Here is a 26,720-nt window from a genome sequence, read left to right on the forward strand (position 1 = left end):
AAGGTATTATTGATGAAAAATAATGATTTTACAAATAATAATTTATCCCACCCCTCTTTATCGCGTTGTTTTTTGTACCAACTCCATCCTTCTATCAAAATTCTTGCTTTTGTGTTGCTGTTAGTTTTTATTTTAAAACTGCCCATTAATGTTGAAAATATTGCTCCAAATCAAGTTTTTATTTTTACAAACCCCAAACGCATCACTTTATTTTATCTTTTTTGTGTGGTAGCTTTAATGAACCTTTGTTTCTTTTTTGGAGTAACTTGGAGTTATTTTTGGCAAAGAATTAAACATTTAAGATTTGTTTTTATTATTTCTTTGGTAATAAATTTAGTTCCTTCGGAAGATACTTCTTTTAATGCTTTTATGCGAGCTCAAATTCCTATTTTAAGTTATGATGCCATCCATTCTTTTTGGTTGTTTTTAATATTTATTTTATTGTATAATTTCACTAAAAAATATATTCCCTTTAAATTATCTTATTTTTTATTTTTGCTTTTGTGCGTCTTTGTTATTCCTTCGTATTTTCCTTCCAATATACAAGAAATTTTGGGTTGCAAACCTAAAAATTATATATTGCAAACGACTTCTTTTCTAAGCATTTGTTTTATTATGACAAGATTGTTTTTAATTGTGATGTTGTTTTTTTTATTCAATAAAATAACTTCTTTTATCGAAATTCAAGATGGTCTAGATATTATTTTGTCTCCTTTAAAAAAACTCAAAATTTCTACTGAAACTTTTACTTTGATGCTTTCTTTAATTTTTATGGCTAATTCTTTTTTATTGCAAGAAACCAATAAAATTTTAAAAGCTCAGACAGCAAGAGGCATGGATTTGCACAAAAAAAATATTTTTAAAAGAATTAATCATCTTTTAGCCTTATTGGTTCCTATTTTTGTGTTGGTTTTTAAAAGGTCTTTGGTAATTTCTAATGCTATGGAAGTAAGAGGTTATGTTTTGGGAGCTCCTCGCACCAAAATGATTACTTATCGTTGGAAAATGCTTGATTTTATAACCATAACTACCATTTTTGCTCTATTGTTTATCAAATAAATTCGTATTTTTAAATGCTTTTATAAAACATTTTGTTTTTCCAATAATTACATTGAATGCCCAAAAATAAAAAAAGAAAAAGGTTGTACCCAAATGAATCAAAAGTTAGGATTAAAAGATCAAGATCAAGAAATCTTTGATCTTATTGAACAAGAAAAAATTAGACAAAAAGAAAATATCTTATTAATTGCTTCGGAAAATTTTGTTTCTCAAGCAGTATTAGATGCCCAAGGAAGCATTTTGACTAACAAATATGCAGAAGGTTATCCTCAAGCTAGATATTATAATGGTTGTAAAAATGTAGATCAAATAGAAAAAATTGCCATTCAAAGAGCAACCAAGCTGTTTGGTGCTAAATATGCAAACGTCCAACCTCATTCAGGTTCACAAGCCAATATGGGAGCATTTCAAGCCTTATTAAAACCTGGTGACAAAATTTTAGGATTATCTTTAATGGATGGAGGACATCTTACTCACGGTCATAAATTAAGTTTTTCTGGTGGTTTTTATGAAGCTCATTTTTATAATGTCAATCCCCAAACTGAAATTCTTGATTATGATGAAATTCGTAAAGTTGCCTTAAAAGTTAAACCTAAATTAATTATTGCGGGATATTCGGCTTATTCTAAAACTATTAATTTTAAAAAGTTTCGTCAAATTGCTGATGAAGTTAATGCCTATTTAATGGCAGATATTGCCCATATTGCAGGTTTAGTTGCTTGTGGGCTTCATCCTTGTCCCTTTGAAGCTAACGCTGATGTTGTTACTTCTACTATGCACAAAACGCTGAGAGGACCGCGTGGAGGTTTGATTTTAACCAATAAAGAAGAAGTATTTAAAAAAATAAATCGTGGTATTTTTCCAGGTATTCAAGGAGGACCTTGTATTCATACTATTGCAGCTAAAGCTGTTGCTTTTCAAGAAGCGATGATGCCTTCCTTTAAAAAATATCAAAAGCAAGTTATCAAAAATGCAAACACCTTTGCTAAAGCCTTCCAACAAAAAGGTTATCGCATTGTAAGCGGAGGCACTGATAATCATTTATTTTTAATTGATGTTAAACATAAAAATCCTGAGTTTACAGGATCCAAAATTGCAAACATGTTAGAAAAAATAAATATTGTTGTCAACAAAAATACCATTCCTTTTGATCAAGAAAAACCTTTTGTTACAAGTGGTATTAGAATTGGCACACCTGCTATGACAACAGTAGGTTTTAGAGAAAATGATTTTATTTTAGTTGCAGATTTGATGGACAAAGCTATCAATCACTTGGACGACGAATCTTATTTAGCCCAAATTAAACAACAAGTTTTGGCTTTATTAAGTAAATTTAATAAGTAAAAAACAACATCCCTATTTTCAAACATAAAAATAATTATTTTGTAATCCTACATTTTTTCTTGCCTAATTCCATTAACAAAATATTAATAAAACATTAACAAAAGACTCCTTTTTATTAAGGGGTCCTTCCTTTTTTATGTAACAATTTTTGCCCCCCCAAAACTTTTTTATTTTGCAAAAAACATCCCATTTGTCAAAGTCACACCCATAAAAACATTAGCAAATAAACTCTGCTTTTGCTTATTTAAACCCAATTTATCTTTATATGTAATTATTGTTTTTTTATATGTTATAATAAAAATAATTAATGGTTTTTTAATTAATTATAAAAAAGTTACTCAAATTAGAATAAATTAGTATCTAGCATTTTTTATCGCACACACACAGACAATTTAAAAATTTTTAAAAGGTAATTTAGACAAAATAAGAAAAAAATAATTAAAAAAGATTTCAAAATATAAAAAGGAGTTATTATTTGGAAAAAGCTTTAGTATTAAGATTTTTGGCTGGAGTTTATTATATTAAAGATTTAGAAACTCAAATTATTTTGGAAGCTAAAAAAAGAGGCAAATTAAAAACCCCTGATATCAAAACTACCCAAAAAGAAAATAGTTCTGCCTCTGACTTTATTATTAAAGTAGGCGATATTGTGTTTTATGAACTTTCTTGTGATACTTATTTAATTCAATCTATTTTGCCTCGTAAAAATGAATTAAAAAGACCTAATGTTGCCAATATTGACCAGGTATTGCTAGTTTTTTCGTTAGTAAAGCCCAATTTTCAATTTCTTTTATTAGATAAGTTTTTATTAATTTTAGAACAACAAAAATTAGATGTAGTTTTGGTTTTTTCTAAAATAGATTTGTTAGAACCCGAAAACCTTACAACAATGCAACAACAATTATCTTATTACCAAAAATTTCAACCCTTTTATTATATTAACTCCAAGCAAAAAATAGGAATAGATGCCCTTAAACACATTTTTGCTAATCAAATTACAGTTTTGGCAGGACAAACCGGAGTAGGAAAATCGACCTTACTCAAAGCCTTAATTCCGGATGCCAAACTCAAAACACAAGAAATTTCTGAAAGTCTTGGCAGAGGCAAACATACCACCAAAAACGCCCAATTATACGAGTTTAATGGTGGTTTTATTGTTGATACTCCTGGTTTTTCCAAACTAGACTTAACTACTTTTTGCCCTAGGACTTTAAAGAATTTTTATCCTGATTTTGTAGAACATGTTTGTGATTGTTTTTTTGTTGAAAGTTGTCTTCATTTGCAAGAAGAAAAATGTGGCGTTAAAAAAGCCTTAGAAAACGGCAAAATACTTCCCTCTCGATATCAAAATTATGTGAGCTTTTACGAAGAAATCAAAAACCAACTTAAATATTAGTTATTTTTTATTTTTTTGCACATTTTTTTATAGCATCATTTTAGAACTCAATTTAAGGATTGCTACAAGATTGCATTTTATCTATTTTTTACACAATTGTAAAATCGCATTTTACCCCCAACCAAAAAAAAACCACCCCCTTTTTTTACCAACCAATTATTTTTTACAAAATAAAATACCATAAGGAAACTCAAAAATGAAAGTCGGAATTATTGGTTTGCCAAATGTGGGCAAATCTACCTTATTTAATGCTTTAACTAAAATGCAAGTTTTAGAAGCTAATTATCCTTTTGCCACTATCGAACCTAATGTTGGCATTGTAGAAGTTTCAGATTCGCGTCTCCAAACTTTATCTCAAATTTTTCAATCTCAAAAAACTATTTCTGCTTTGATAGAATTCAAAGATATTGCAGGTTTAGTGGCGGGAGCTTCCAAAGGCGAAGGGCTTGGCAATCAATTTTTAAGTCATATTCGCAATGTAGATGCTATTTGTCATGTGGTTAAATGTTTTGAAGACCCAAATATTGCTCATGTGACAGAAACGAATAATCCTGTAGAAGAAATTGATATTATTCAAACAGAACTAGCTTTAGCAGATTTAGAACAAATTGAAAAACGCTTACTTAAACTGGGTAAACAAAAAAATAAACTTGACAAAGAATTATTGCAAGAAAAAGCGTTATTAACCAAAATTAAAACCCATTTAACTACCCAAGATTTAAAAAAATTGGTTTTTTCGGATGAAGAATTAAAGCTTGTCAAAACCTTTAATTTGTTGTTTTTAAAACCTTCCCTTTATTTAGCCAACATTAAAGAACATGATTTATTATCTTTGGATTCCAACGTTTTTTATCAACAAGTTTTAGCGTATGCTACTAAAGAATCCAAAAAAGTAATTCCTTTGTGTGTGCAATTAGAAAAAGAAATATCGTCTTTAGACTTTGCAGAAAAGCAACTTTTTTTAAAGGACTATGGTCTTGTAGAATCAGGGCTTACTAAATTAATTCAAGAAAGTTATGCTCTTTTAGGTCTCCAAACTTATTTTACTACAGGACCTAAAGAAGTTCGCGCTTGGTCTTTTAAAAAAGGTCTTAAAGCTCCTGAATGCGCTCGCATTATTCACACCGATTTACAAAAAGGTTTTATTAAAGCCGAAGTTGTTTCTTACCTTGATTTATTAGAAGCCCAAACTTTTCAAAAAAGCAAAGAAAAAGGCAAAGTTCGCATTGAGGGCAAAGAATACATAGTTAAAGATGGTGATATTATTACTTTTAGATTTAATGTTTAGTTTAATATTCAAACTTTTAATTTTGAAATTCGTTTTTTTTATTTTCAACTTTAACCCCCCCAAATAACAAATTATCAATTTAACAACCTAAAAATAAGGAGATAAAAAAGATATGACAACAAATTATAAAACAACTCTTTTGATGCCAAAAACTGATTTTTCTATGAAAGGAAATTTAGGCAAAAACGAAATTAACATTCAAAAACATTGGCAAACACTTGACTTATATCAAAAAAAATTACAACAAAATCAAGACAACAACCCTTTTATTTTGCACGATGGACCTCCTTATGCTAACGGCAATATTCATATGGGACACGCCTTAAACAAAATTTTAAAAGATTTTATTGTTCGTTTTCGTAGTATGCAAGGTTTTTACACTCCTTTAATTCCTGGTTGGGATACTCATGGTTTGCCAATTGAGGCAGCAGTTCTTAAAAAAACTTCTAAAAATGCTTTTACCAGAAAGTCTTTCCTAGATAAATGTCAAGAATTTGCCTTGGAAAATGTTAATAATCAAAAACAGCAATTTCAAAGATTAGGTATTTTAGGAGATTGGCAAAATCCTTATTTAACGTTGGATAAAACTTTTGTTGCTGATCAGGTAAGAATTTTTGGACAAATGGTTGACAAAGGCTTAATTTTTAAAGCACTCAAACCCATTCATTGGTCGCCTACTTTAGAATCTGCTTTAGCAGAAGCAGAATTAGAGTACCACAATCACCAATCTCCTTCTGTTTATGTTGCTTTTAGTATGAAAAAACTAGATATTTTTGACAATGTGGCTTTGGTAATTTGGACAACTACTCCTTGGACTTTGCCTGCCAATGTAGCAATTGCGGTGCATCCCGAAAAAGAATATCAATTAATTGAAGTTTTACAAAAACGCTATTTGGTAGGAACTAAAAACATTCCTTTTCTTCAAAAAGTTTTTGCTTGGAATAAAGAACACATCAAAGTTGTTGCCACTTTTGAAGGAAAAACCTTAGAACATTTAACTTACCAAAATCACCTTGTTTCCAAATTCGGAAAAATAATTTTATCACAACACGTTTTGGATGAAGAAGGAACAGGACTAGTCCACATCGCTCCAGGACACGGTTTGGACGATTTTTTAGTAGGTCAAAAATATAATTTAGATGTTGTTTGTAGTATTGATAAAAAAGGTATGATGACAGATGTTTCCAAATATCAAGGTCTATTTTACACCAAAGCCAACGAAGCTATCATCTCTGATTTAGAAAAAGACCATTCTTTGCTTAAAGCAGATGTAATTTTGCACTCCTATCCTCATGATTGGCGCACTAAAAAACCAGTTATTTCTCTTGCACTTCCTCAATGGTTTGTCTCTATTAAAAAAATTAAATCTCTTTTGCTAGAAGAAACCCAAAAAGTTACGTGGATTCCACGTTGGGGAGAATTAAAAATGACTAATATGATTAATAATCGTGAGGATTGGAATATTAGTCGTCAAAGAACTTGGGGGGTCCCCATTCCTATTTTTTACACCGAAACCCATCAACCCATTCTAGATTTAAAATTAATTAATCATGTAGCTGATTTATTCGAACAGCATGGAATGGATATTTGGTATGAATGGGATGTTAAAAAACTACTTCCTGAAAACTACACTCATCCCCAAAGTCCTAACAATTTGTTTACCAAAGAACTAGATATTATGGATGTTTGGTTTGACTCAGGAACTTCTTATAGTGTTTTTAAAAAACGTAATCAAGTTTTACAAAGTGATGTTTATTTGGAAGGCTCTGATCAATATCGTGGTTGGTTCAATTCTTCTTTAATTACTTCTGTAGCCACTCAAAATCAAGCTCCTTATAAAACTGTTATTACCCATGGTTTTGTTTTTGATGGCGAAGGCAAAAAAATGTCTAAATCTTTGGGCAATGTCATCGATCCATTAACTGTTGCTGAACAAAAAGGAGCAGATATTATTCGTTTATGGGTTGCAAACACTAATTATAATCTTGATGTGCGCATTAATCCTTCCATTTTAAAACAAGTAGAAGATCTTTATCGCAAAATTAGAAACACCTTCCGTTTTATGTTAGGTAATTTAGATAATTTTAAAAAAGATACTAATTATATTGCCTTTGAACAAAGAACTTTTATCCATCAAGCAATGATGCTAGATTTTGAAGAAGTGTTAAAAAACGTACTACATTCTTATGATACTTATAACTTTGAAGGTGTTTTAAGGCATTTATTCCCCTTCATTACTAATAAAATCAGTGCTTTTTATCTCGATTTTGCCAAAGATATTTTATACATCGAAAAAGAAGATCACAAAGAAAGAAAGATGATTCAATCAACTATCTATGATTTGTTATTATCGCTTTTACAAGTTTTAACTCCAATTATTCCTCACACTACTTCAGAAGTTTACGGCTTTTTTCCTTTTGCTGTGGAAAAAGATATTTATTTAGAAAAAATGCCACAACTCAAAGCACGTCCAACTTCTCATCTTTTATTAGAATATCATAAATTTTTAACATTAAGAAAAAACGTTTTACAATATTTGGAAAAAGCAAGACAAAGTGGGCTTATTAATTCTTCTTTGCAAGCCCATATTACGTTATCATTAACCCAAGAAGAAATGCATGCTTTGGATGTTTTACAAATTAAAGATCAATTGCATCAACTTTTTATAGTCTCTAAAGTAACACTTCAATTAAAAGATACTTTTGATGTTAAAGTTGCCAAAGCTTCTGGGTATGTTTGTCAAAGATGTTGGAATGTAGTAATCACCAAACCCCTTACTCCTTTGTGCACGCGTTGCCAAAATATATTAAAATAAAAGAAAATAGGTTTATTATGAAAAATGGTATGGAAAATATTGAAAAATTTCCTCCAATAAAGAAAAAAATTAAATATGTTAAAGAATTTAAAAAAATATTAATTTTATCCTTATCCTTAATAGTATATGTTTTAGTTTCTGTTTGGGCTTTTGATTGCACCCGAGATGGCGGATATAAAACTGATCTTTTTCCTACTGGGTTTATTGGTTTAGGCAATGTAATAGGTAAATTATTACATAAAGCAGGAAAGATTGAAACCAACAATATTATAGTTATTGCTGGCACTTTTTACTTTGTTGTTAATGTTTTCTTATTGTTTTTTATCTCTCGTCGTTATTTGGGTAAATATTTTACCATTACTACTGCATTTGCAACTGTCCTTCTTTTTGTTTCAGTGTTTTTTATTGAAAACCAAGTTAAACAAGGTTTTTTATATCATACTGAACGATTTTTTGGAATATTCAAAACTGAAAGTGATTTTTTAAGCGATCTTACCAGAGTTTTTTTTGCAGGTATTTTAATAGGTATTTTTAATGGTATTCCTGTAAGAATTGGTGCTTCTACTGGGGGACTTGATATTGTTGCTAAATATTTATCTGTTTATAAGAAAAAAGATATCTCTTTTGTAGTAGAAATGTTTGGCTATACTCTTATGATTTTTGGTGCTGTGGGTGTTTTTATTATTGAATATTTTTATAAAGAAACAGGTCTCAAAGAACTTACTACACAAATATCTTTATCACTTTTTTATACTGTTTTACGTATTAAATTATCTGCCTTATTTATGGGATTGATAACTTCTGTTCTCCAAAAAGAAACGAAACTAAACTGCTAAAACAGTTTAGTTTTTTTTATTTTATTTGCACGCTTCACTTATTTTTATTAGTTGTAAAACTCAATTTCATAATACATGCAAAACAAATTGAAATTTTTACTTTTTGCTTTGCACAAAATATTTTTTGTATTTATATTAAATTAAAGGAATTTTAATGAAACATTCATTTAGTCAAAAAAACCCTGAACAATCGCAAGCATTGTTACAAACCAAAATCACAAAAGGGCTTACTTCCCAAGAAGCCTTGCAAAGACTTCAAATTAACGGTAAAAATCAAATTCAATCCCTTGCCAAACCCACTTTTTGGCATCAATTCCAACAACAATTTAAAGATTTTTTAGTTATTGTCCTTCTATTAGCAGCTACAATTAATTTCGTGATTGGTATTTTACAAGGAAACAAAGAAGAACTTTTGGAAGGCTGTTTTATTTTGATTATTGTCCTTCTTAACGCCTTTTTAAGTATTTATTACGAAACTAAAACCCAAAAAGTTTTAGCTAATGTATCAAAAAAAGCTTCCCTTAATGCCAAAGTAATAAGAGATAGCAAACCGCTTTTAATTCCTATGCAAAATTTAGTGATAGGAGATATTGTCATTTTAGAAACTGGTGATATTATTCCAGCTGATATGATACTTTTAGAAACATTTAATTTATATGTAGATGAATCTTTGTTTACAGGAGAATCACAAGCTGTTTTAAAAAGTGCTTGTGTTTGTGTCCAAAATGCAGCTCTTACTAATCAAAACATGGCTTTTATGAATACTGTTATTTTAAAAGGAAGAGCTAAAGGAGTGGTTTTTGCTTCAGGAATGCAAACTGAAATTGGAAAAATTACCCAGTTTATTTCTCAACCCCAACAAGAAAAAACGCCATTAGAACAAAATATTGCCAAATTAACTAAAAAGTTAACTTTGATAATTGGTATTATTATTTTCCTTAATGGCTTGTGGACGATTTTTAAAAACATTTACAACTCAACTTTTAGCTCTCACATTTTGAAACATACTTTTTTGGATGCCATTGCTCTTGCAGTTGCTGCTATTCCTGAAAGTTTATTAATTATTATGACTTTAATTTTGGCTTTGGGAATGAAAAAACTTGCTCTTAAAAAAGCTATTGTCAAAAATTTAAAAACCTTAGAAACTTTGGGAGCTGTTAATGTTATTTGTACTGATAAAACAGGAACTTTAACCCAAAATAATATGACTGTTAAAAAAATTATAGTTTGTAATTCTTTGGAAAAAATAAGTCCCTTTTGTGTGGAAAATATTAATGAAACCAAACCCTTTAATTTAGAAAAGTTGCTTTTATTTGGTATTTTATGTAATGATGCTTTGATTAGTGTTGCAAAAACAACCAACGATAAAACTTCAAACAACTTAGAAATTATTGCTGATCCTACTGAAAAAGCCTTTATTAATTTAGCTTTTTTTTATCAATATGATGCGTTTTTACTCCAAAAGCAATATCCTCGATTTGCAGAAATTGCCTTTGATTCCCAAAGGAAATTGATGACTACTTTTCATCATAAAGACGGATTTATTTATGCCATTACTAAAGGTGCTCCAGAAGTTTTGTTGCAAAAATGTAGTCAAGTTCAATATCAAGAACAAACCATTGCAAAAGATACTAAAATAATAAAAATATTAGAAAAACAAATTAGTCAATTAAGTGAGCAATCTTTGCGAGTTTTGGGAGTTGCTTATCGTGTATTTTCTCTTGATTTAGAGACGAATCTTAAAAACAATCCTGATATTTTTGAACAAGATCTTATTTTTTTAGGGGCAGTGGGGATGGAAGATCCCATTCGAAAAGAAGTTATGCAAGCCATTTTTAAATGCAATCAAGCACGCGTCACTCCGATTATGATTACAGGGGATCATTTAAAAACTGCTTTTGTGATTGCCAAAAAATTAAATATTTTATCCCAACCTCAAGATTTAGCCATTACAGGAGATGAATTAGCTCAAATGCCAGAGGAAGAATTTTTGGAAAAATTATTGCAAATTAAAGTTTATGCAAGAACTAATCCTCATCATAAATTAAAAATTGTGAAAGCTTGGCAAAAAAAAGGTTTTGTGGTGGCAATGACAGGAGATGGCATAAATGATTCTTTAAGCATTAAACAAGCCAATGTGGGGATTGCTATGGGAATTGCAGGCACTGATGTTTGTAAAATGGCATCAGATATGATTTTAACAGATGATAATTTTGCTACTATTACGAATGCTTTAGAAGAAGGGCGAAATATTTTTAATAATATTAAAAAAAGTTTAGTTTTTCTTTTGAGTTGTAATGTTGGTGAAATTATTTTGATTTTGCTTGGTAATTTTTTAGGAATTTTCTTTTTTGGGTGTGATTTTAAAATTTTGACTGCTTTACAAATTCTTTGGATTAATTTAGTTACTGATTCATTGCCGGCAATGGCTTTGGGAATCGAACCACAAGAAACAAATTCTATGTCGCCAAAAACTTATAATCCTAAAGGAAGTTTGCTAAATAAAAAAACTTATCAAAAAATTATTTTGGAAGGATTTTTAATTGGTCTTTTGGCTTTTGTGGCTTCTTTAATAGGATATTATAATCATGATAGTGATAAAATAAGATATGCTCAAACTTTTGCTTTTATGGTTTTGGCGTTTTCACAATTGATTCATGTATGGAATTTGCGAAGTTTTTGCACTTCTGTTTTTAAGTTAAAAATAAATTCCTTTTTGATTAAAACGTTTGCCATTAGTGTATTTTTGCAATTCATCATAATTTTTGTCCCTTTTTTAAGAGATTTATTTCAATTAATTTCTTTAACAACAAAAGATTTTGTAATCATTTTATTACTATCTTTGTTGCCTTTGTTATTTGTAGAAATTAAAAAAAAGATTTTGTCATTGTAAATGCCATAAATGTAGATGATATTAAAAAACAAAAAAGGCTCTTCTTGAAAGAGTCTTTTTTTATATTCTTAAATTAATTATTCAAATATTTATTTTCTAAATATTGTAAAAAGGTTTCAGGGTTAATTTGGGGCATGCCTGTTACTTTGAACACAAATTCTTGGTTGGTATAAAAAGAACCCCAGTTTCTTATTTTTTGATCTAAATATTGATTTAAAGTTTCAAATTTGCCTGTTTTAAAGCCCTCTTTAATATTAGGATTTGCTTTTTGAACGTTTTTCATTATCATAGATGCTAAAATAGCTCCATTTAAATAGCTAGGGAAATAACCAAAACTTCCTTGAGGCCAGTGAATATCTTGCAAGCATCCAAGACCTACGTTGGGTGGGGCAATGCCTAGATATTCTTTCATTTTGCAATTCCAAAAGTGAGGTAAATCATCCAAAGACAGCTGATCAGAAATTAATAATTCTTCAATTTCAAAACGCAAAATAACATGGAAAGGATAAGTTACTTCATCAGCATAAATACGAACAAAATCAGGTTTTACTTGGTTGGCTTGTTTAAATAAATTTTGTGGAGTTAATGAAGGATTGTAAAAATTTAATTCTGTTTTTAAAATATCTACTAAGTAAGTTAAAAATTCTTGAGATTTAGCAACTTGTTTTTCCATTAATAAAGATTGGCTTTCATCAAAAGAAAAGCTTCGTGGAGTGCCTACTGGTTGATTTTTGTATTGTTGGGGTAAATTTTGGGCGTATAAACCGTGTCCTACTTCGTGTATAGTGGCTAAAAAACTATCTAAAAATTTGTTTGTATTATAATTGGAAGTAAGGCGAACATCATAAGGAGTGCCTCCACAAAAAGGGTGGATGGATTCATCTAGGCGACCATAATTGCAATCAAATCCTATTTTGGGTATAATGATTTGATTTAATTTTTTTTGGTTTTCTAAAGTCATTGCAATATCTTTGTAAAGGTGTTTTTCTTGTTCTTGTTTTTGCAAAATAGTTTTCATTAAAGGTGGTAATTTTTCTTTGATGACGTTAAATATTTGTTTGATTTTGGTAGCAGTCATTCCAGGGTCATATTGATCCGATGAGAGCATCATACAAAGATACGCCTAATTTTTGGGATCTGAGATTTGCTACTTCTTTGGTGTAATTGAGTACTTTTTGAAAATAAGGTTTGAAGCTGTTATAATCATTATTTTTTTTGGCTTATCTCCACATTATTTCTGATTTGGTAGTTGCTAAAATTAAATTATTTTGTAGTTCTTCAGGGATTATTTCTTCGGATTGTATTTTGGATGTTATTTCTCGTAGATTAGCTTGTTGCCAAGAATTGAGAGTTTCTTGTTCTTGTTGTGCTTGTAAAAGCAAATTTTTGGTTTCTTGTGAAGTTAATAGTTTTTTTATAATTTGGGTTAAATCGATGATTTCTAAAGTGCGGCTTTCTTGGGAGCCTTTTTAATGTTGCAAGCCATATCCCAGTTTAATATATTGATAATATTTTCTAAACGACCAATTTTTTCAAATCTTTGTTCTAATTTTTGATAATTAATTGACATATAAGGATTCCTTAGTTATTTATATTATTTGTAAACAAATGTTTTTTGCGATGGGTTTATGAGAGGTTAATTTTTGAAAAAAGCTTTGTTTTTTTATTAAAGTTGAAAAAAATAGTTTGATTTAAGTATAAATCAAACTTTAATTTTTAATAAATTATTATTTTGTTTATTGCGATTTTAATGGTGTGTAAGTTTGCAAATATTTTATTTTCTAATTTGCATCTTTTGGATTAAAAATTTGGATCAAACCTTTACCTATTAAATTAAAAGATAAACTAGTTAATAAAATAATGATAAAAGGTCCAAAAAATAAATGAGGATAGAATCTAATATCACTTCTACTAGCATTTAAAATATTGCCCCATTCAGGAATTGTAGGATCGAGACCTAATCCAACAAAACTTAACCCCGATATTGTTAAAATAACTGTTGCCATACCTATTGTTATTCTTGTGATAATAATAGACCATAGATGAGGCAAAACATGTTTGAAAATTATACAAAATTCATTTGATCCTAAAGCTTTAGAAGCTTTGATAAAACCTTTTTGCCTAATTTTCATGGTATTTGCTCTTATGATTCGAATAAAAGTAGGAGCATTAGAAATACTTAGAGCAATTATTAATGATAATTTTTTGTTGTCTTTCAAAAAAAACATAATTAAAATAGCTAAAATAACATCAGGAAAAACTACTAAAATATCACATATAAAATTAATGATATTATCAAAAATATTTTTGAAATAACCTGAAATAATTCCTAATAACGTTCCTATTATACTAGCTATCATAATAGAACAAAAACCTATAGTTAAAGATTTTTTAGTTCCTTTTAACATTCTATTAAATAAATCATGTCCAGTAGAATCTGTTCCCATGAGATGTTTTAAACTAATGTTTTGTAAACGTTTATAATGAGATGATGCATCAGGATTTTTATATAAAGGAGTAAAAGGAATTAAATAAACAGCCAAAAATAAGATAGTTAAAAATAAAGAACCAAATAAAATATTTTTATTTTTTGCCCAATATTTTAATTTTTTTTGGAAAAAAAGAAATGGTTTAAAGTTTTTTTTCATAATAAATGATTGTATCCTTTTTGCATATTTATCCCTTTTGTTTAATTTTGGGATCTAACCAAGCATACACTAAGTCTAGAAATAAATTCCAAATAGCTATAAATAAAGCGAGTAAAATAATACAACATTGAATAACAGGATAATTTCTATTATCAAATGCATGTTTTATTAAAACACCTACCCCTTTTATTTCGAAAATATTTTCTGTAATAATAGAACCACCGATTAAAAAACTTAGAAGTAAACCGATGTGTGCTACAACAGGAATTAAAGCATTTTTTAAAGCGTGCTTAAAAATAATATTTTTTTTAGACAATCCTTTAGAATAGGCCGTTTTGATATATGGTTGTGACAAACATTCTTCCATGCTTGTTTTAGTAGTTTTAAAAACAGAACCCGATATTAATAAAGAAAGAGTTAAAATAGGCAAAACCACATGTTTAGGAGTATCAAAATCAGCTACTGGGAATAATCTTAAATAATGACCTAATGTAAGTTGCAATAAGATGCCAATGATAAAACTAGGAGAAGAAATGATGATAATAGAATAAAAATCTAGTATAAAGCTTTTTTTGGACCCTTCATAAAAAGCTGATAATGCTCCTAAAAAAATCCCTAATAAAGAACCAAAAAAACAACTTAAAAAAGCCAATTTAAAGGTATTAGTAAAAGCTTTTGTAAAAAGGTTGAAAACTGGCTCTTTTGTGCCATAATAAGATTTTCCAAAATCTCCTATAAAAATATTTTTGAAATAATTTATAAATTGAGTTTTTAAAGGTTTATCTAATCCTAATTCCTTTTCCTTTAATTTTCTTAGTTCAGGAGTAAGTCCTTTTTCAAACATAGCATCAACAGGATCACCTGGTATCATTTTCATAGTAAAAAAACTGATAAATATGACTGTTATAAATAATGTTATAGTGTATAAACTTTTTTTAAAAATATATTTTATCAACGAAATTTACCTCAAAAATTTAGAATATTTCATTTATGAATTTTTATTGGGTGATTTAAATAATATAAAAAATTATAGGTTAATTTTTAATTGATGTATTAAAAAACATATTTGTTTTCTATAACAAAATTAACCATTTTTTTAATATTAAATTTTTTTATAAATGTATTAATCAAAACCCATTATTTTTTTATGATTTTTGTAAAATCAAAATGTGAGAAAAGATCTGATTTAAAACCTTGTTTGATATTTTTGGAAGTAATTACATAATTAGGATAACTATATAAAGGAATAACATAAAATTCTTTATGTATATATTGGCTTATTTCTTTTAATAAATTAGTATATTTTTCTTCACTTGTTTCTTTTTCAACTTGTAATAATTTATTTTCTATATGGCTTTTATCATCATTATCAATATGACAAAAATTATTGGGATTGTTGTTAGTTAAAAAATAATCACGTAAAACTTTATGCCCCCATTTTGATTCATAGTTTTCACCTAAAAAAATCATATTGTAAGAAGAGTTATCTTTTTTGGTTTCTGTTAATAAAGCTTTAAAATCCATAGGAGCAAATTCTATTATAAAACCAACTTTTCTTAGTTGTTCTATTATTTTATGTTCAAAAAGATACTCAGATTTTGTACTGCATCCTATTTTAAGTTTTTTAGCAGTTTTATCTAGTTTTTGGACATATTTTTTAGCTTGTAAAAAGTTTGTTGGATAAGCATCTAATTCTTTATCGAATCCTTTCAAGGTTTCTGGCAAAAAAGTTTTTAATTTTTGAGCAGGGATTTCCAAATCAGATATTATTTTTTCAATATCTAACGACCAAGAAATAGCTTCTCTTGTTTCTAGAGAGGTTTTAGCTTTATTAATGTATAAATATCTAGCTGAAACATCTTTATTTTCAACTACTTCAACACTATGGCTTAATTTATTTTTTATAATTTGAATTTTATGAGATGGATAATCCAGACAAGCGTCTAAAGAACCATTTTCTACTTGTTGTAAATTAGTATCATTATTTTTATTAATTTTGAAAATGATTGTTTTAGGACTGTCTTTAATTGTGCCTTTATTGTAATAATTATTAAATTTTTCCATTTTGATTTCATCATTTGATTTATATTCAACTAATTTATAAGGTCCAGTGCCAATTTGTAATCCTTTTTCTTCGTTTTCTTCTACAGCTTTTTTATTTAGGATTCTGATAAAATTACAAAAAGTAAAGTGCCAATAAGGCGTTTTTTCTTTTAATTCGATTTCAAATTCTATGTTGTTTATTCTTTTGATTGCTTTGATTTCTTCAAACTGAGGATGTTTATTTTTGTGTCCTCTTTCGATTGTAAATATAACATCATCAGTTGTTATATTTACGCCATTGTGAAATAAAATATCATCTCTAAGTTCAAACTTTAATAAAGTTTTGTCTTGGTTTTGATTTGCATCACTTTCAACTAATTTAGCTAATTTACTTATGATTTTACCTTCTTTTTCTTCTAATAAAGTGTCATGAACTAAACGCAAATATCTATTAGAATAAGTAGAAAAAGTGTTTTCTGGAGAAGTAATATCAAATCCTTGGATATCTGATATAACAGCTATTTTAATTGTGTCTTTATCGTCTTGATGTTTTTTGCTTGGGAATAACTGCCACCACAAAATGATTAAAATTATAACTGTTAAAGCTCCAACACTTATATATATATTTATTTATTTTTTTTCATTCATTTTGCTTTGTTTTTACTTTCCTAATTATTTAATTATAAATCTATTTATTATTTATTGAATATTTTATTTATTTAATTGGACTTTTGTAAAATCAGTTCTTGTAAAAGGATCGCATGTAAGACCTTGGACTTTTTTGCTTGTTAAGAAATATATGTTTTGTTGATAAAAAGGAACAACATATTTCTTTTGGTCTAAATGAGTTTGAATTTGTTGAATTTTTTGTACGTAAGTACCTAAATCTATATTTGTTTGAGATTGTTCTAAAAGATCTTTTAGTGTTTGGTCTCCTGAAATATGAGTCCAAGTTCCTTGGGTAGAATCCCCCTCGTTTTTTGGCGTCATATAATCTGTTAAAACTTTATGACCGTATGCCATTTCATGCATATCACTCATAAACAAAATGTCATAATCTCCTTTTTTTAAATTTGTTTTGAATGTATTAAATTCTGGTATGTCTAATGTTACTTCAAAACCTACTTCTTGTAGTTGTTCTTTTATTTTGTTTGCTACTTCTGGAGTTTCCTTAGCAGAAAACCCGAATTTAATTTGTTTATTTGGGAGTTGACTAACTTGGTTTTTAACTTCTTGTGTGTTTGTATTATAAGCATATGAAATATTTGGATTATGACCTTTTTCTCCTTCGGGGATAAAAGTTTTTAAAGGTTTAACTGGTAATTCCAGTTGAGTAATTATTTTTTCAATATCTAAAGCTTGAGCAATTAATTTTCTTTTTTCAAGTTCAACTTTTTGATTATTCATCATTAAATAACTACATTTAACAGCGGCATTTTCAACAACTGTAATATCTTTTTGTTTTTTTGCATCGGCTACTTTATTTACTGGAAAGTCTAAGACAGCATCCACAGTCCCTGCGCTTAACTGTAATAAAGCTGTATCCTGATTAGAAATGGTTTTAAAAACGATTTCTTTTTGGCTGTTTTTTATTTTTTCTTTGTCAAAATATTTATCAAAAAGTTTTAAATTTATTACTTTTTCAGAAGAATCCCATGAAACTAATTGATAAGGACCTGAACCAACCTTAAGTCCTTCTAATTGATCTTTTGTTTGGTCTTGTTTAACTGCTTCTTGGCTTATTATTCTTTGCTTAGCGATGCTTTCATAGGCAAAAGCAGGGAATGCTTTTACTTTTGTGCCGCCTTCTAATTCTTCAACTGATTCAATATTTTCATATTCATCGTGTTGTTTTCCTTTTGCTCTTTCAAAAGAAAATTTGACATCTTTTGCAGTTAATTTTTTACCGTTGTGAAATAAAACATCATCTCTTAGAGTAAAAATAATGGCATCTTCATTTTCCACTTTATCCCATGATGTAGCTACTTGAGGCAAAACATCGCCATTTTCATTTGTAGAAATTAAAGCAGAGTGGATGCAGTAAAACAATCTATCTCCTTGTGCGTTTTGAGTGTGATCTTTATTTCCTGGGTCATAACCTACAATATCATTTGGCATTGCTACTACAAAATTATTTCTTGGGGGAGTTGTTTTAAAAAGCTTTTTGTAGACTACAAAACCCATTACAACAAATAAAATAACTGCTGTTCCTATAACTAATTGTTTTTTATATTTTTGTAATAATTGTTTAAAATTCATTTTTTTATTTCCTTTTTTGTTTGTGTTTTGAAAATAAAATTATTTTTATTATGAATAAAATTTTATTTACTTACTTTAACTTGGGTAAAATCAGTTCTTGTAAAAGGATCGCATGTAAGACCTTGGACTTTTTTGCTTGTTAAGAAATATATGTTTTGTTGATAAAAAGGAACAACATATTTATTTTGGTCTAAATGAGTTTGAATTTGTTGAATTTTTTGTACGTAAGTACCTAAATCTATATTTGTTTGAGATTGTTCTAAAAGATCTTTTAGTGTTTGGTCTCCTGAAATATGAGTCCAAGTTCCTTGGGTAGAATCCCCCTCGTTTTTTGGCGTCATATAATCTGTTAAAACTTTATGACCGTATGCCATTTCATGCATATCACTCATAAACAAAATGTCATAATCTCCTTTTTTTAAATTTGTTTTGAATGTATTAAATTCTGGTATGTCTAATGTTACTTCAAAACCTACTTCTTGTAGTTGTTCTTTTATTTTGTTTGCTACTTCTGGAGTTTCCTTAGCAGAAAACCCGAATTTAATTTGTTTATTTGGGAGTTGACTAACTTGGTTTTTAACTTCTTGTGTGTTTGTATTATAAGCATATGAAATATTTGGATTATGACCTTTTTCTCCTTCGGGGATAAAAGTTTTTAAAGGTTTAACTGGTAATTCCAGTTGAGTAATTATTTTTTCAATATCTAAAGCTTGAGCAATTAATTTTCTTTTTTCAAGTTCAACTTTTTGATTATTCATCATTAAATAACTACATTTAACAGCGGCATTTTCAACAACTGTAATATCTTTTTGTTTTTTTGCATCGGCTACTTTATTTACTGGAAAGTCTAAGACAGCATCCACAGTCCCTGCGCTTAACTGTAATAAAGCTGTATCCTGATTAGAAATGGTTTTAAAAACGATTTCTTTTTGGCTGTTTTTTATTTTTTCTTTGTCAAAATATTTATCAAAAAGTTTTAAATTTATTACTTTTTCAGAAGAATCCCATGAAACTAATTGATAAGGACCTGAACCAACCTTAAGTCCTTCTAATTGATCTTTTGTTTGGTCTTGTTTAACTGCTTCTTGGCTTATTATTCTTTGCTTAGCGATGCTTTCATAGGCAAAAGCAGGGAATGCTTTAAGATTTAGTTTTACTTTTGTGCCGCCTTCTAATTCTTCAACTGATTCAATATTTTCATATTCATCGTGTTGTTTTCCTTTTGCTCTTTCAAAAGAAAATTTGACATCTTTTGCAGTTAATTTTTTACCGTTGTGAAATAAAACATCATCTCTTAGAGTAAAAATAATGGCATCTTCATTTTCCACTTTATCCCATGATGTAGCTACTTGAGGCAAAACATCGCCATTTTCATTTGTAGAAATTAAAGCAGAGTGGATGCAGTAAAACAATCTATCTCCTTGTGCGTTTTGAGTGTGATCTTTATTTCCTGGGTCATAACCTACAATATCATTTGGCATTGCTACTACAAAATTATTTCTTGGGGGAGTTGTTTTAAAAAGCTTTTTGTAGACTACAAAACCCATTACAACAAATAAAATAACTGCTGTTCCTATAACTAATTGTTTTTTATATTTTTGTAATAATTGTTTAAAATTCATTTTTTTATTTCCTTTTTTGTTTGTGTTTTGAAAATAAAATTATTTTTATTATGAATAAAATTTTATTTACTTACTTTAACTTGGGTAAAATCAGTTCTTGTAAAAGGATCGCATGTAAGACCTTGGACTTTTTTGCTTGTTAAGAAATATATGTTTTGTTGATAAAAAGGAACAACATATTTATTTTGGTCTAAATGAGTTTGAATTTGTTGAATTTTTTGTACGTAAGTACCTAAATCTATATTTGTTTGAGATTGTTCTAAAAGATCTTTTAGTGTTTGGTCTCCTGAAATATGAGTCCAAGTTCCTTGGGTAGAATCCCCCTCGTTTTTTGGCGTCATATAATCTGTTAAAACTTTATGACCGTATGCCATTTCATGCATATCACTCATAAACAAAATGTCATAATCTCCTTTTTTTAAATTTGTTTTGAATGTATTAAATTCTGGTATGTCTAATGTTACTTCAAAACCTACTTCTTGTAGTTGTTCTTTTATTTTGTTTGCTACTTCTGGAGTTTCCTTAGCAGAAAACCCGAATTTAATTTGTTTATTTGGGAGTTGACTAACTTGGTTTTTAACTTCTTGTGTGTTTGTATTATAAGCATATGAAATATTTGGATTATGACCTTTTTCTCCTTCGGGGATAAAAGTTTTTAAAGGTTTAACTGGTAATTCCAGTTGAGTAATTATTTTTTCAATATCTAAAGCTTGAGCAATTAATTTTCTTTTTTCAAGTTCAACTTTTTGATTATTCATCATTAAATAACTACATTTAACAGCGGCATTTTCAACAACTGTAATATCTTTTTGTTTTTTTGCATCGGCTACTTTATTTACTGGAAAGTCTAAGACAGCATCCACAGTCCCTGCGCTTAACTGTAATAAAGCTGTATCCTGATTAGAAATGGTTTTAAAAACGATTTCTTTTTGGCTGTTTTTTATTTTTTCTTTGTCAAAATATTTATCAAAAAGTTTTAAATTTATTACTTTTTCAGAAGAATCCCATGAAACTAATTGATAAGGACCTGAACCAACCTTAAGTCCTTCTAATTGATCTTTTGTTTGGTCTTGTTTAACTGCTTCTTGGCTTATTATTCTTTGCTTAGCGATGCTTTCATAGGCAAAAGCAGGGAATGCTTTAAGATTTAGTTTTACTTTTGTGCCGCCTTCTAATTCTTCAACTGATTCAATATTTTCATATTCATCGTGTTGTTTTCCTTTTGCTCTTTCAAAAGAAAATTTGACATCTTTTGCAGTTAATTTTTTACCGTTGTGAAATAAAACATCATCTCTTAGAGTAAAAATAATGGCATCTTCATTTTCCACTTTATCCCATGATGTAGCTACTTGAGGCAAAACATCGCCATTTTCATTTGTAGAAATTAAAGCAGAGTGGATGCAGTAAAACAATCTATCTCCTTGTGCGTTTTGAGTGTGATCTTTATTTCCTGGGTCATAACCTACAATATCATTTGGCATTGCTACTACAAAATTATTTCTTGGGGGAGTTGTTTTAAAAAGCTTTTTGTAGACTACAAAACCCATTACAACAAATAAAATAACTGCTGTTCCTATAACTAATTGTTTTTTATATTTTTGTAATAATTGTTTAAAATTCATTTTTTTATTTCCTTTTTTGTTTGTGTTTTGAAAATAAAATTATTTTTATTATGAATAAAATTTTATTTACTTACTTTAACTTGGGTAAAATCAGTTCTTGTAAAAGGATCGCATGTAAGACCTTGGACTTTTTTGCTTGTTAAGAAATATATGTTTTGTTGATAAAAAGGAACAACATATTTATTTTGGTCTAAATGAGTTTGAATTTGTTGAATTTTTTGTACGTAAGTACCTAAATCTATATTTGTTTGAGATTGTTCTAAAAGATCTTTTAGTGTTTGGTCTCCTGAAATATGAGTCCAAGTTCCTTGGGTAGAATCCCCCTCGTTTTTTGGTGTCATATAATCTGTTAAAACTTTATGACCGTATGCCATTTCATGCATATCACTCATAAACAAAATGTCATAATCTCCTTTTTTTAAATTTGTTTTGAATGTATTAAATTCTGGTATGTCTAATGTTACTTCAAAACCTACTTCTTGTAGTTGTTCTTTTATTTTGTTTGCTACTTCTGGAGTTTCCTTAGCAGAAAACCCGAATTTAATTTGTTTATTTGGGAGTTGACTAACTTGGTTTTTAACTTCTTGTGTGTTTGTATTATAAGCATATGAAATATTTGGATTATGACCTTTTTCTCCTTCGGGGATAAAAGTTTTTAAAGGTTTAACTGGTAATTCCAGTTGAGTAATTATTTTTTCAATATCTAAAGCTTGAGCAATTAATTTTCTTTTTTCAAGTTCAACTTTTTGATTATTCATCATTAAATAACTACATTTAACAGCGGCATTTTCAACAACTGTAATATCTTTTTGTTTTTTTGCATCGGCTACTTTATTTACTGGAAAGTCTAAGACAGCATCCACAGTCCCTGCGCTTAACTGTAATAAAGCTGTATCCTGATTAGAAATGGTTTTAAAAACGATTTCTTTTTGGCTGTTTTTTATTTTTTCTTTGTCAAAATATTTATCAAAAAGTTTTAAATTTATTACTTTTTCAGAAGAATCCCATGAAACTAATTGATAAGGACCTGAACCAACCTTAAGTCCTTCTAATTGATCTTTTGTTTGGTCTTGTTTAACTGCTTCTTGGCTTATTATTCTTTGCTTAGCGATGCTTTCATAGGCAAAAGCAGGGAATGCTTTAAGATTTAGTTTTACTTTTGTGCCGCCTTCTAATTCTTCAACTGATTCAATATTTTCATATTCATCGTGTTGTTTTCCTTTTGCTCTTTCAAAAGAAAATTTGACATCTTTTGCAGTTAATTTTTTACCGTTGTGAAATAAAACATCATCTCTTAGAGTAAAAATAATGGCATCTTCATTTTCCACTTTATCCCATGATGTAGCTACTTGAGGCAAAACATCGCCATTTTCATTTGTAGAAATTAAAGCAGAGTGGATGCAGTAAAACAATCTATCTCCTTGTGCGTTTTGAGTGTGATCTTTATTTCCTGGGTCATAACCTACAATATCATTTGGCATTGCTACTACAAAATTATTTCTTGGGGGAGTTGTTTTAAAAAGCTTTTTGTAGACTACAAAACCCATTACAACAAATAAAATAACTGCTGTTCCTATAACTAATTGTTTTTTATATTTTTGTAATAATTGTTTAAAATTCATTTTTTTATTTCCTTTTTTGTTTGTGTTTTGAAAATAAAATTATTTTTATTATGAATAAAATTTTATTTACTTACTTTAACTTGGGTAAAATCAGTTCTTGTAAAAGGATCGCATGTAAGACCTTGGACTTTTTTGCTTGTTAAGAAATATATGTTTTGTTGATAAAAAGGAACAACATATTTATTTTGGTCTAAATGAGTTTGAATTTGTTGAATTTTTTGTACGTAAGTACCTAAATCTATATTTGTTTGAGATTGTTCTAAAAGATCTTTTAGTGTTTGGTCTCCTGAAATATGAGTCCAAGTTCCTTGGGTAGAATCCCCCTCGTTTTTTGGCGTCATATAATCTGTTAAAACTTTATGACCGTATGCCATTTCATGCATATCACTCATAAACAAAATGTCATAATCTCCTTTTTTTAAATTTGTTTTGAATGTATTAAATTCTGGTATGTCTAATGTTACTTCAAAACCTACTTCTTGTAGTTGTTCTTTTATTTTGTTTGCTACTTCTGGAGTTTCCTTAGCAGAAAACCCGAATTTAATTTGTTTATTTGGGAGTTGACTAACTTGGTTTTTAACTTCTTGTGTGTTTGTATTATAAGCATATGAAATATTTGGATTATGACCTTTTTCTCCTTCGGGGATAAAAGTTTTTAAAGGTTTAACTGGTAATTCCAGTTGAGTAATTATTTTTTCAATATCTAAAGCTTGAGCAATTAATTTTCTTTTTTCAAGTTCAACTTTTTGATTATTCATCATTAAATAACTACATTTAACAGCGGCATTTTCAACAACTGTAATATCTTTTTGTTTTTTTGCATCGGCTACTTTATTTACTGGAAAGTCTAAGACAGCATCCACAGTCCCTGCGCTTAACTGTAATAAAGCTGTATCCTGATTAGAAATGGTTTTAAAAACGATTTCTTTTTGGCTGTTTTTTATTTTTTCTTTGTCAAAATATTTATCAAAAAGTTTTAAATTTATTACTTTTTCAGAAGAATCCCATGAAACTAATTGATAAGGACCTGAACCAACCTTAAGTCCTTCTAATTGATCTTTTGTTTGGTCTTGTTTAACTGCTTCTTGGCTTATTATTCTTTGCTTAGCGATGCTTTCATAGGCAAAAGCAGGGAATGCTTTAAGATTTAGTTTTACTTTTGTGCCGCCTTCTAATTCTTCAACTGATTCAATATTTTCATATTCATCGTGTTGTTTTCCTTTTGCTCTTTCAAAAGAAAATTTGACATCTTTTGCAGTTAATTTTTTACCGTTGTGAAATAAAACATCATCTCTTAGAGTAAAAATAATGGCATCTTCATTTTCCACTTTATCCCATGATGTAGCTACTTGAGGCAAAACATCGCCATTTTCATTTGTAGAAATTAAAGCAGAGTGGATGCAGTAAAACAATCTATCTCCTTGTGCGTTTTGAGTGTGATCTTTATTTCCTGGGTCATAACCTACAATATCATTTGGCATTGCTACTACAAAATTATTTCTTGGGGGAGTTGTTTTAAAAAGCTTTTTGTAGACTACAAAACCCATTACAACAAATAAAATAACTGCTGTTCCTATAACTAATTGTTTTTTATATTTTTGTAATAATTGTTTAAAATTCATTTTTTTATTTCCTTTTTTGTTTGTGTTTTGAAAATAAAATTATTTTTATTATGAATAAAATTTTATTTACTTACTTTAACTTGGGTAAAATCAGTTCTTGTAAAAGGATCGCATGTAAGACCTTGGACTTTTTTGCTTGTTAAGAAATATATGTTTTGTTGATAAAAAGGAACAACATATTTATTTTGGTCTAAATGAGTTTGAATTTGTTGAATTTTTTGTACGTAAGTACCTAAATCTATATTTGTTTGAGATTGTTCTAAAAGATCTTTTAGTGTTTGGTCTCCTGAAATATGAGTCCAAGTTCCTTGGGTAGAATCCCCCTCGTTTTTTGGCGTCATATAATCTGTTAAAACTTTATGACCGTATGCCATTTCATGCATATCACTCATAAACAAAATGTCATAATCTCCTTTTTTTAAATTTGTTTTGAATGTATTAAATTCTGGTATGTCTAATGTTACTTCAAAACCTACTTCTTGTAGTTGTTCTTTTATTTTGTTTGCTACTTCTGGAGTTTCCTTAGCAGAAAACCCGAATTTAATTTGTTTATTTGGGAGTTGACTAACTTGGTTTTTAACTTCTTGTGTGTTTGTATTATAAGCATATGAAATATTTGGATTATGACCTTTTTCTCCTTCGGGGATAAAAGTTTTTAAAGGTTTAACTGGTAATTCCAGTTGAGTAATTATTTTTTCAATATCTAAAGCTTGAGCAATTAATTTTCTTTTTTCAAGTTCAACTTTTTGATTATTCATCATTAAATAACTACATTTAACAGCGGCATTTTCAACAACTGTAATATCTTTTTGTTTTTTTGCATCGGCTACTTTATTTACTGGAAAGTCTAAGACAGCATCCACAGTCCCTGCGCTTAACTGTAATAAAGCTGTATCCTGATTAGAAATGGTTTTAAAAACGATTTCTTTTTGGCTGTTTTTTATTTTTTCTTTGTCAAAATATTTATCAAAAAGTTTTAAATTTATTACTTTTTCAGAAGAATCCCATGAAACTAATTGATAAGGACCTGAACCAACCTTAAGTCCTTCTAATTGATCTTTTGTTTGGTCTTGTTTAACTGCTTCTTGGCTTATTATTCTTTGCTTAGCGATGCTTTCATAGGCAAAAGCAGGGAATGCTTTAAGATTTAGTTTTACTTTTGTGCCGCCTTCTAATTCTTCAACTGATTCAATATTTTCATATTCATCGTGTTGTTTTCCTTTTGCTCTTTCAAAAGAAAATTTGACATCTTTTGCAGTTAATTTTTTACCGTTGTGAAATAAAACATCATCTCTTAGAGTAAAAATAATGGCATCTTCATTTTCCACTTTATCCCATGATGTAGCTACTTGAGGCAAAACATCGCCATTTTCATTTGTAGAAATTAAAGCAGAGTGGATGCAGTAAAACAATCTATCTCCTTGTGCGTTTTGAGTGTGATCTTTATTTCCTGGGTCATAACCTACAATATCATTTGGCATTGCTACTACAAAATTATTTCTTGGGGGAGTTGTTTTAAAAAGCTTTTTGTAGACTACAAAACCCATTACAACAAATAAAATAACTGCTGTTCCTATAACTAATTGTTTTTTATATTTTTGTAATAATTGTTTAAAATTCATTTTTTTATTTCCTTTTTTGTTTGTGTTTT

Annotated in this window: 18 protein-coding genes and 1 pseudogene; 7 read left to right on the forward strand and 12 right to left on the reverse strand. The window is 28.6% G+C overall.

Annotated elements, in window-relative coordinates:
* Positions 1–12 precede the first annotated feature (12 nt).
* The 7 genes from HGD80_RS04460 (at position 13) to HGD80_RS04490 (ending at position 11,631) form a co-directional block, all read left to right on the forward strand.
* Positions 13–1,059, forward strand: coding sequence for an energy-coupling factor transporter transmembrane component T (locus HGD80_RS04460; protein WP_225904357.1), 1,047 nt, complete (start codon positions 13–15; stop codon positions 1,057–1,059).
* 93 nt (positions 1,060–1,152) lie between these two features.
* On the forward strand, positions 1,153–2,403 hold the full coding sequence (gene glyA, locus HGD80_RS04465) for a serine hydroxymethyltransferase (protein ID WP_219474807.1): 1,251 nt from the start codon (positions 1,153–1,155) through the stop codon (positions 2,401–2,403).
* A gap of 475 nt (positions 2,404–2,878) precedes the next feature.
* The gene (rsgA, locus tag HGD80_RS04470) at positions 2,879–3,799 is read left to right on the forward strand and encodes a ribosome small subunit-dependent GTPase A (RefSeq protein WP_219474809.1); all 921 of its coding nucleotides are present in this window, start codon (positions 2,879–2,881) and stop codon (positions 3,797–3,799) included.
* A gap of 196 nt (positions 3,800–3,995) precedes the next feature.
* Positions 3,996–5,087 (forward strand): redox-regulated ATPase YchF, encoded by a 1,092-nt coding sequence (ychF, locus tag HGD80_RS04475; RefSeq protein ID WP_219474812.1) that lies wholly within the window; start codon positions 3,996–3,998, stop codon positions 5,085–5,087.
* 112 nt (positions 5,088–5,199) lie between these two features.
* Positions 5,200–7,902: an isoleucine--tRNA ligase gene (gene ileS / locus HGD80_RS04480; protein WP_219474814.1), complete on the forward strand. Its 2,703-nt coding sequence runs from the start codon at positions 5,200–5,202 to the stop codon at positions 7,900–7,902.
* Positions 7,903–7,919: 17 nt separating this feature from the next.
* Entirely contained in the window at positions 7,920–8,738 is an 819-nt protein-coding gene (locus tag HGD80_RS04485) for a YitT family protein (protein ID WP_219474817.1), read from the forward strand.
* A gap of 154 nt (positions 8,739–8,892) precedes the next feature.
* Complete coding sequence (locus HGD80_RS04490; RefSeq protein WP_219474819.1) at positions 8,893–11,631, forward strand: cation-translocating P-type ATPase; 2,739 nt, start codon at positions 8,893–8,895, stop codon at positions 11,629–11,631.
* Between the two features lie 73 nt (positions 11,632–11,704).
* Here the strand turns inward: HGD80_RS04490 and HGD80_RS04495 are convergent, their stop codons facing one another.
* From HGD80_RS04495 to HGD80_RS04540, 12 genes and pseudogenes are all read right to left on the reverse strand, one after another.
* Positions 11,705–12,742, reverse strand: coding sequence for a carboxypeptidase M32 (locus HGD80_RS04495; RefSeq protein WP_264081087.1), 1,038 nt, complete (start codon positions 12,740–12,742; stop codon positions 11,705–11,707).
* A pseudogene (locus tag HGD80_RS05760) lies at positions 12,717–13,070 on the reverse strand (hypothetical protein). Before HGD80_RS05760 ends, HGD80_RS04495 begins: the two are co-directional and overlap by 26 nt.
* A gap of 2 nt (positions 13,071–13,072) precedes the next feature.
* A complete protein-coding gene (locus HGD80_RS05565) occupies positions 13,073–13,201 on the reverse strand; it encodes a hypothetical protein (RefSeq protein ID WP_264081088.1) in 129 nt (42 codons plus the stop codon).
* A gap of 211 nt (positions 13,202–13,412) precedes the next feature.
* Positions 13,413–14,279 carry an ABC transporter permease gene (locus HGD80_RS04500; RefSeq protein WP_219474821.1) on the reverse strand — a complete coding sequence of 289 codons (867 nt, stop codon included), beginning with the start codon at positions 14,277–14,279 and terminating at the stop codon, positions 13,413–13,415.
* A gap of 28 nt (positions 14,280–14,307) precedes the next feature.
* Positions 14,308–15,234, reverse strand: a complete 927-nt coding sequence (locus HGD80_RS04505) for an ABC transporter permease (protein ID WP_011160565.1) — start codon at positions 15,232–15,234, stop codon at positions 14,308–14,310.
* Between the two features lie 182 nt (positions 15,235–15,416).
* Entirely contained in the window at positions 15,417–16,901 is a 1,485-nt protein-coding gene (locus tag HGD80_RS04510; RefSeq protein WP_219474823.1) for an ABC transporter substrate-binding protein, read from the reverse strand.
* Between the two features lie 132 nt (positions 16,902–17,033).
* On the reverse strand, positions 17,034–18,581 hold the full coding sequence (locus tag HGD80_RS04515) for an ABC transporter substrate-binding protein (RefSeq protein WP_219474825.1): 1,548 nt from the start codon (positions 18,579–18,581) through the stop codon (positions 17,034–17,036).
* A 62-nt stretch (positions 18,582–18,643) separates the two neighbouring features.
* Positions 18,644–20,203, reverse strand: a complete 1,560-nt coding sequence (locus HGD80_RS04520) for an ABC transporter substrate-binding protein (RefSeq protein WP_219474828.1) — start codon at positions 20,201–20,203, stop codon at positions 18,644–18,646.
* A gap of 62 nt (positions 20,204–20,265) precedes the next feature.
* Entirely contained in the window at positions 20,266–21,825 is a 1,560-nt protein-coding gene (locus HGD80_RS04525) for an ABC transporter substrate-binding protein (protein WP_219474828.1), read from the reverse strand.
* A 62-nt stretch (positions 21,826–21,887) separates the two neighbouring features.
* Positions 21,888–23,447, reverse strand: a complete 1,560-nt coding sequence (locus HGD80_RS04530) for an ABC transporter substrate-binding protein (RefSeq protein ID WP_219474828.1) — start codon at positions 23,445–23,447, stop codon at positions 21,888–21,890.
* Positions 23,448–23,509: 62 nt separating this feature from the next.
* Positions 23,510–25,069, reverse strand: coding sequence for an ABC transporter substrate-binding protein (locus tag HGD80_RS04535; RefSeq protein WP_219474828.1), 1,560 nt, complete (start codon positions 25,067–25,069; stop codon positions 23,510–23,512).
* Positions 25,070–25,131: 62 nt separating this feature from the next.
* A complete protein-coding gene (locus HGD80_RS04540) occupies positions 25,132–26,691 on the reverse strand; it encodes an ABC transporter substrate-binding protein (protein ID WP_219474828.1) in 1,560 nt (519 codons plus the stop codon).
* Positions 26,692–26,720 lie beyond the last annotated feature (29 nt).

The sequence above is a fragment of the Paulownia witches'-broom phytoplasma genome (genome assembly GCF_019396865.1).
GTDB classification, from domain to species: Bacteria; Bacillota_I; Bacilli_A; order Acholeplasmatales; family Acholeplasmataceae; genus Phytoplasma; species Phytoplasma asteris.

Excerpts from the sequence above, each read along its gene's own strand:
- HGD80_RS04460 (WP_225904357.1), top strand. The coding sequence starts at position 13 with ATGAAAAATAATGATTTTACAAATAATAATTTATCCCACCCCTCTTTA.
- glyA (WP_219474807.1), top strand. The coding sequence starts at position 1,153 with ATGAATCAAAAGTTAGGATTAAAAGATCAAGATCAAGAAATCTTTGAT.
- ychF (WP_219474812.1), top strand. The coding sequence starts at position 3,996 with ATGAAAGTCGGAATTATTGGTTTGCCAAATGTGGGCAAATCTACCTTA.
- ileS (WP_219474814.1), top strand. The coding sequence starts at position 5,200 with ATGACAACAAATTATAAAACAACTCTTTTGATGCCAAAAACTGATTTT.
- HGD80_RS04485 (WP_219474817.1), top strand. The coding sequence starts at position 7,920 with ATGAAAAATGGTATGGAAAATATTGAAAAATTTCCTCCAATAAAGAAA.
- HGD80_RS04490 (WP_219474819.1), top strand. The coding sequence starts at position 8,893 with ATGAAACATTCATTTAGTCAAAAAAACCCTGAACAATCGCAAGCATTG.
- HGD80_RS04495 (WP_264081087.1), bottom strand. The coding sequence starts at position 12,742 with ATGATGCTCTCATCGGATCAATATGACCCTGGAATGACTGCTACCAAA.
- HGD80_RS05565 (WP_264081088.1), bottom strand. The coding sequence starts at position 13,201 with ATGTCAATTAATTATCAAAAATTAGAACAAAGATTTGAAAAAATTGGT.
- HGD80_RS04500 (WP_219474821.1), bottom strand. The coding sequence starts at position 14,279 with ATGAAAAAAAACTTTAAACCATTTCTTTTTTTCCAAAAAAAATTAAAA.
- HGD80_RS04515 (WP_219474825.1), bottom strand. The coding sequence starts at position 18,581 with ATGAATTTTAAACAATTATTACAAAAATATAAAAAACAATTAGTTATA.
- HGD80_RS04520 (WP_219474828.1), bottom strand. The coding sequence starts at position 20,203 with ATGAATTTTAAACAATTATTACAAAAATATAAAAAACAATTAGTTATA.
- HGD80_RS04525 (WP_219474828.1), bottom strand. The coding sequence starts at position 21,825 with ATGAATTTTAAACAATTATTACAAAAATATAAAAAACAATTAGTTATA.
- HGD80_RS04530 (WP_219474828.1), bottom strand. The coding sequence starts at position 23,447 with ATGAATTTTAAACAATTATTACAAAAATATAAAAAACAATTAGTTATA.
- HGD80_RS04535 (WP_219474828.1), bottom strand. The coding sequence starts at position 25,069 with ATGAATTTTAAACAATTATTACAAAAATATAAAAAACAATTAGTTATA.
- HGD80_RS04540 (WP_219474828.1), bottom strand. The coding sequence starts at position 26,691 with ATGAATTTTAAACAATTATTACAAAAATATAAAAAACAATTAGTTATA.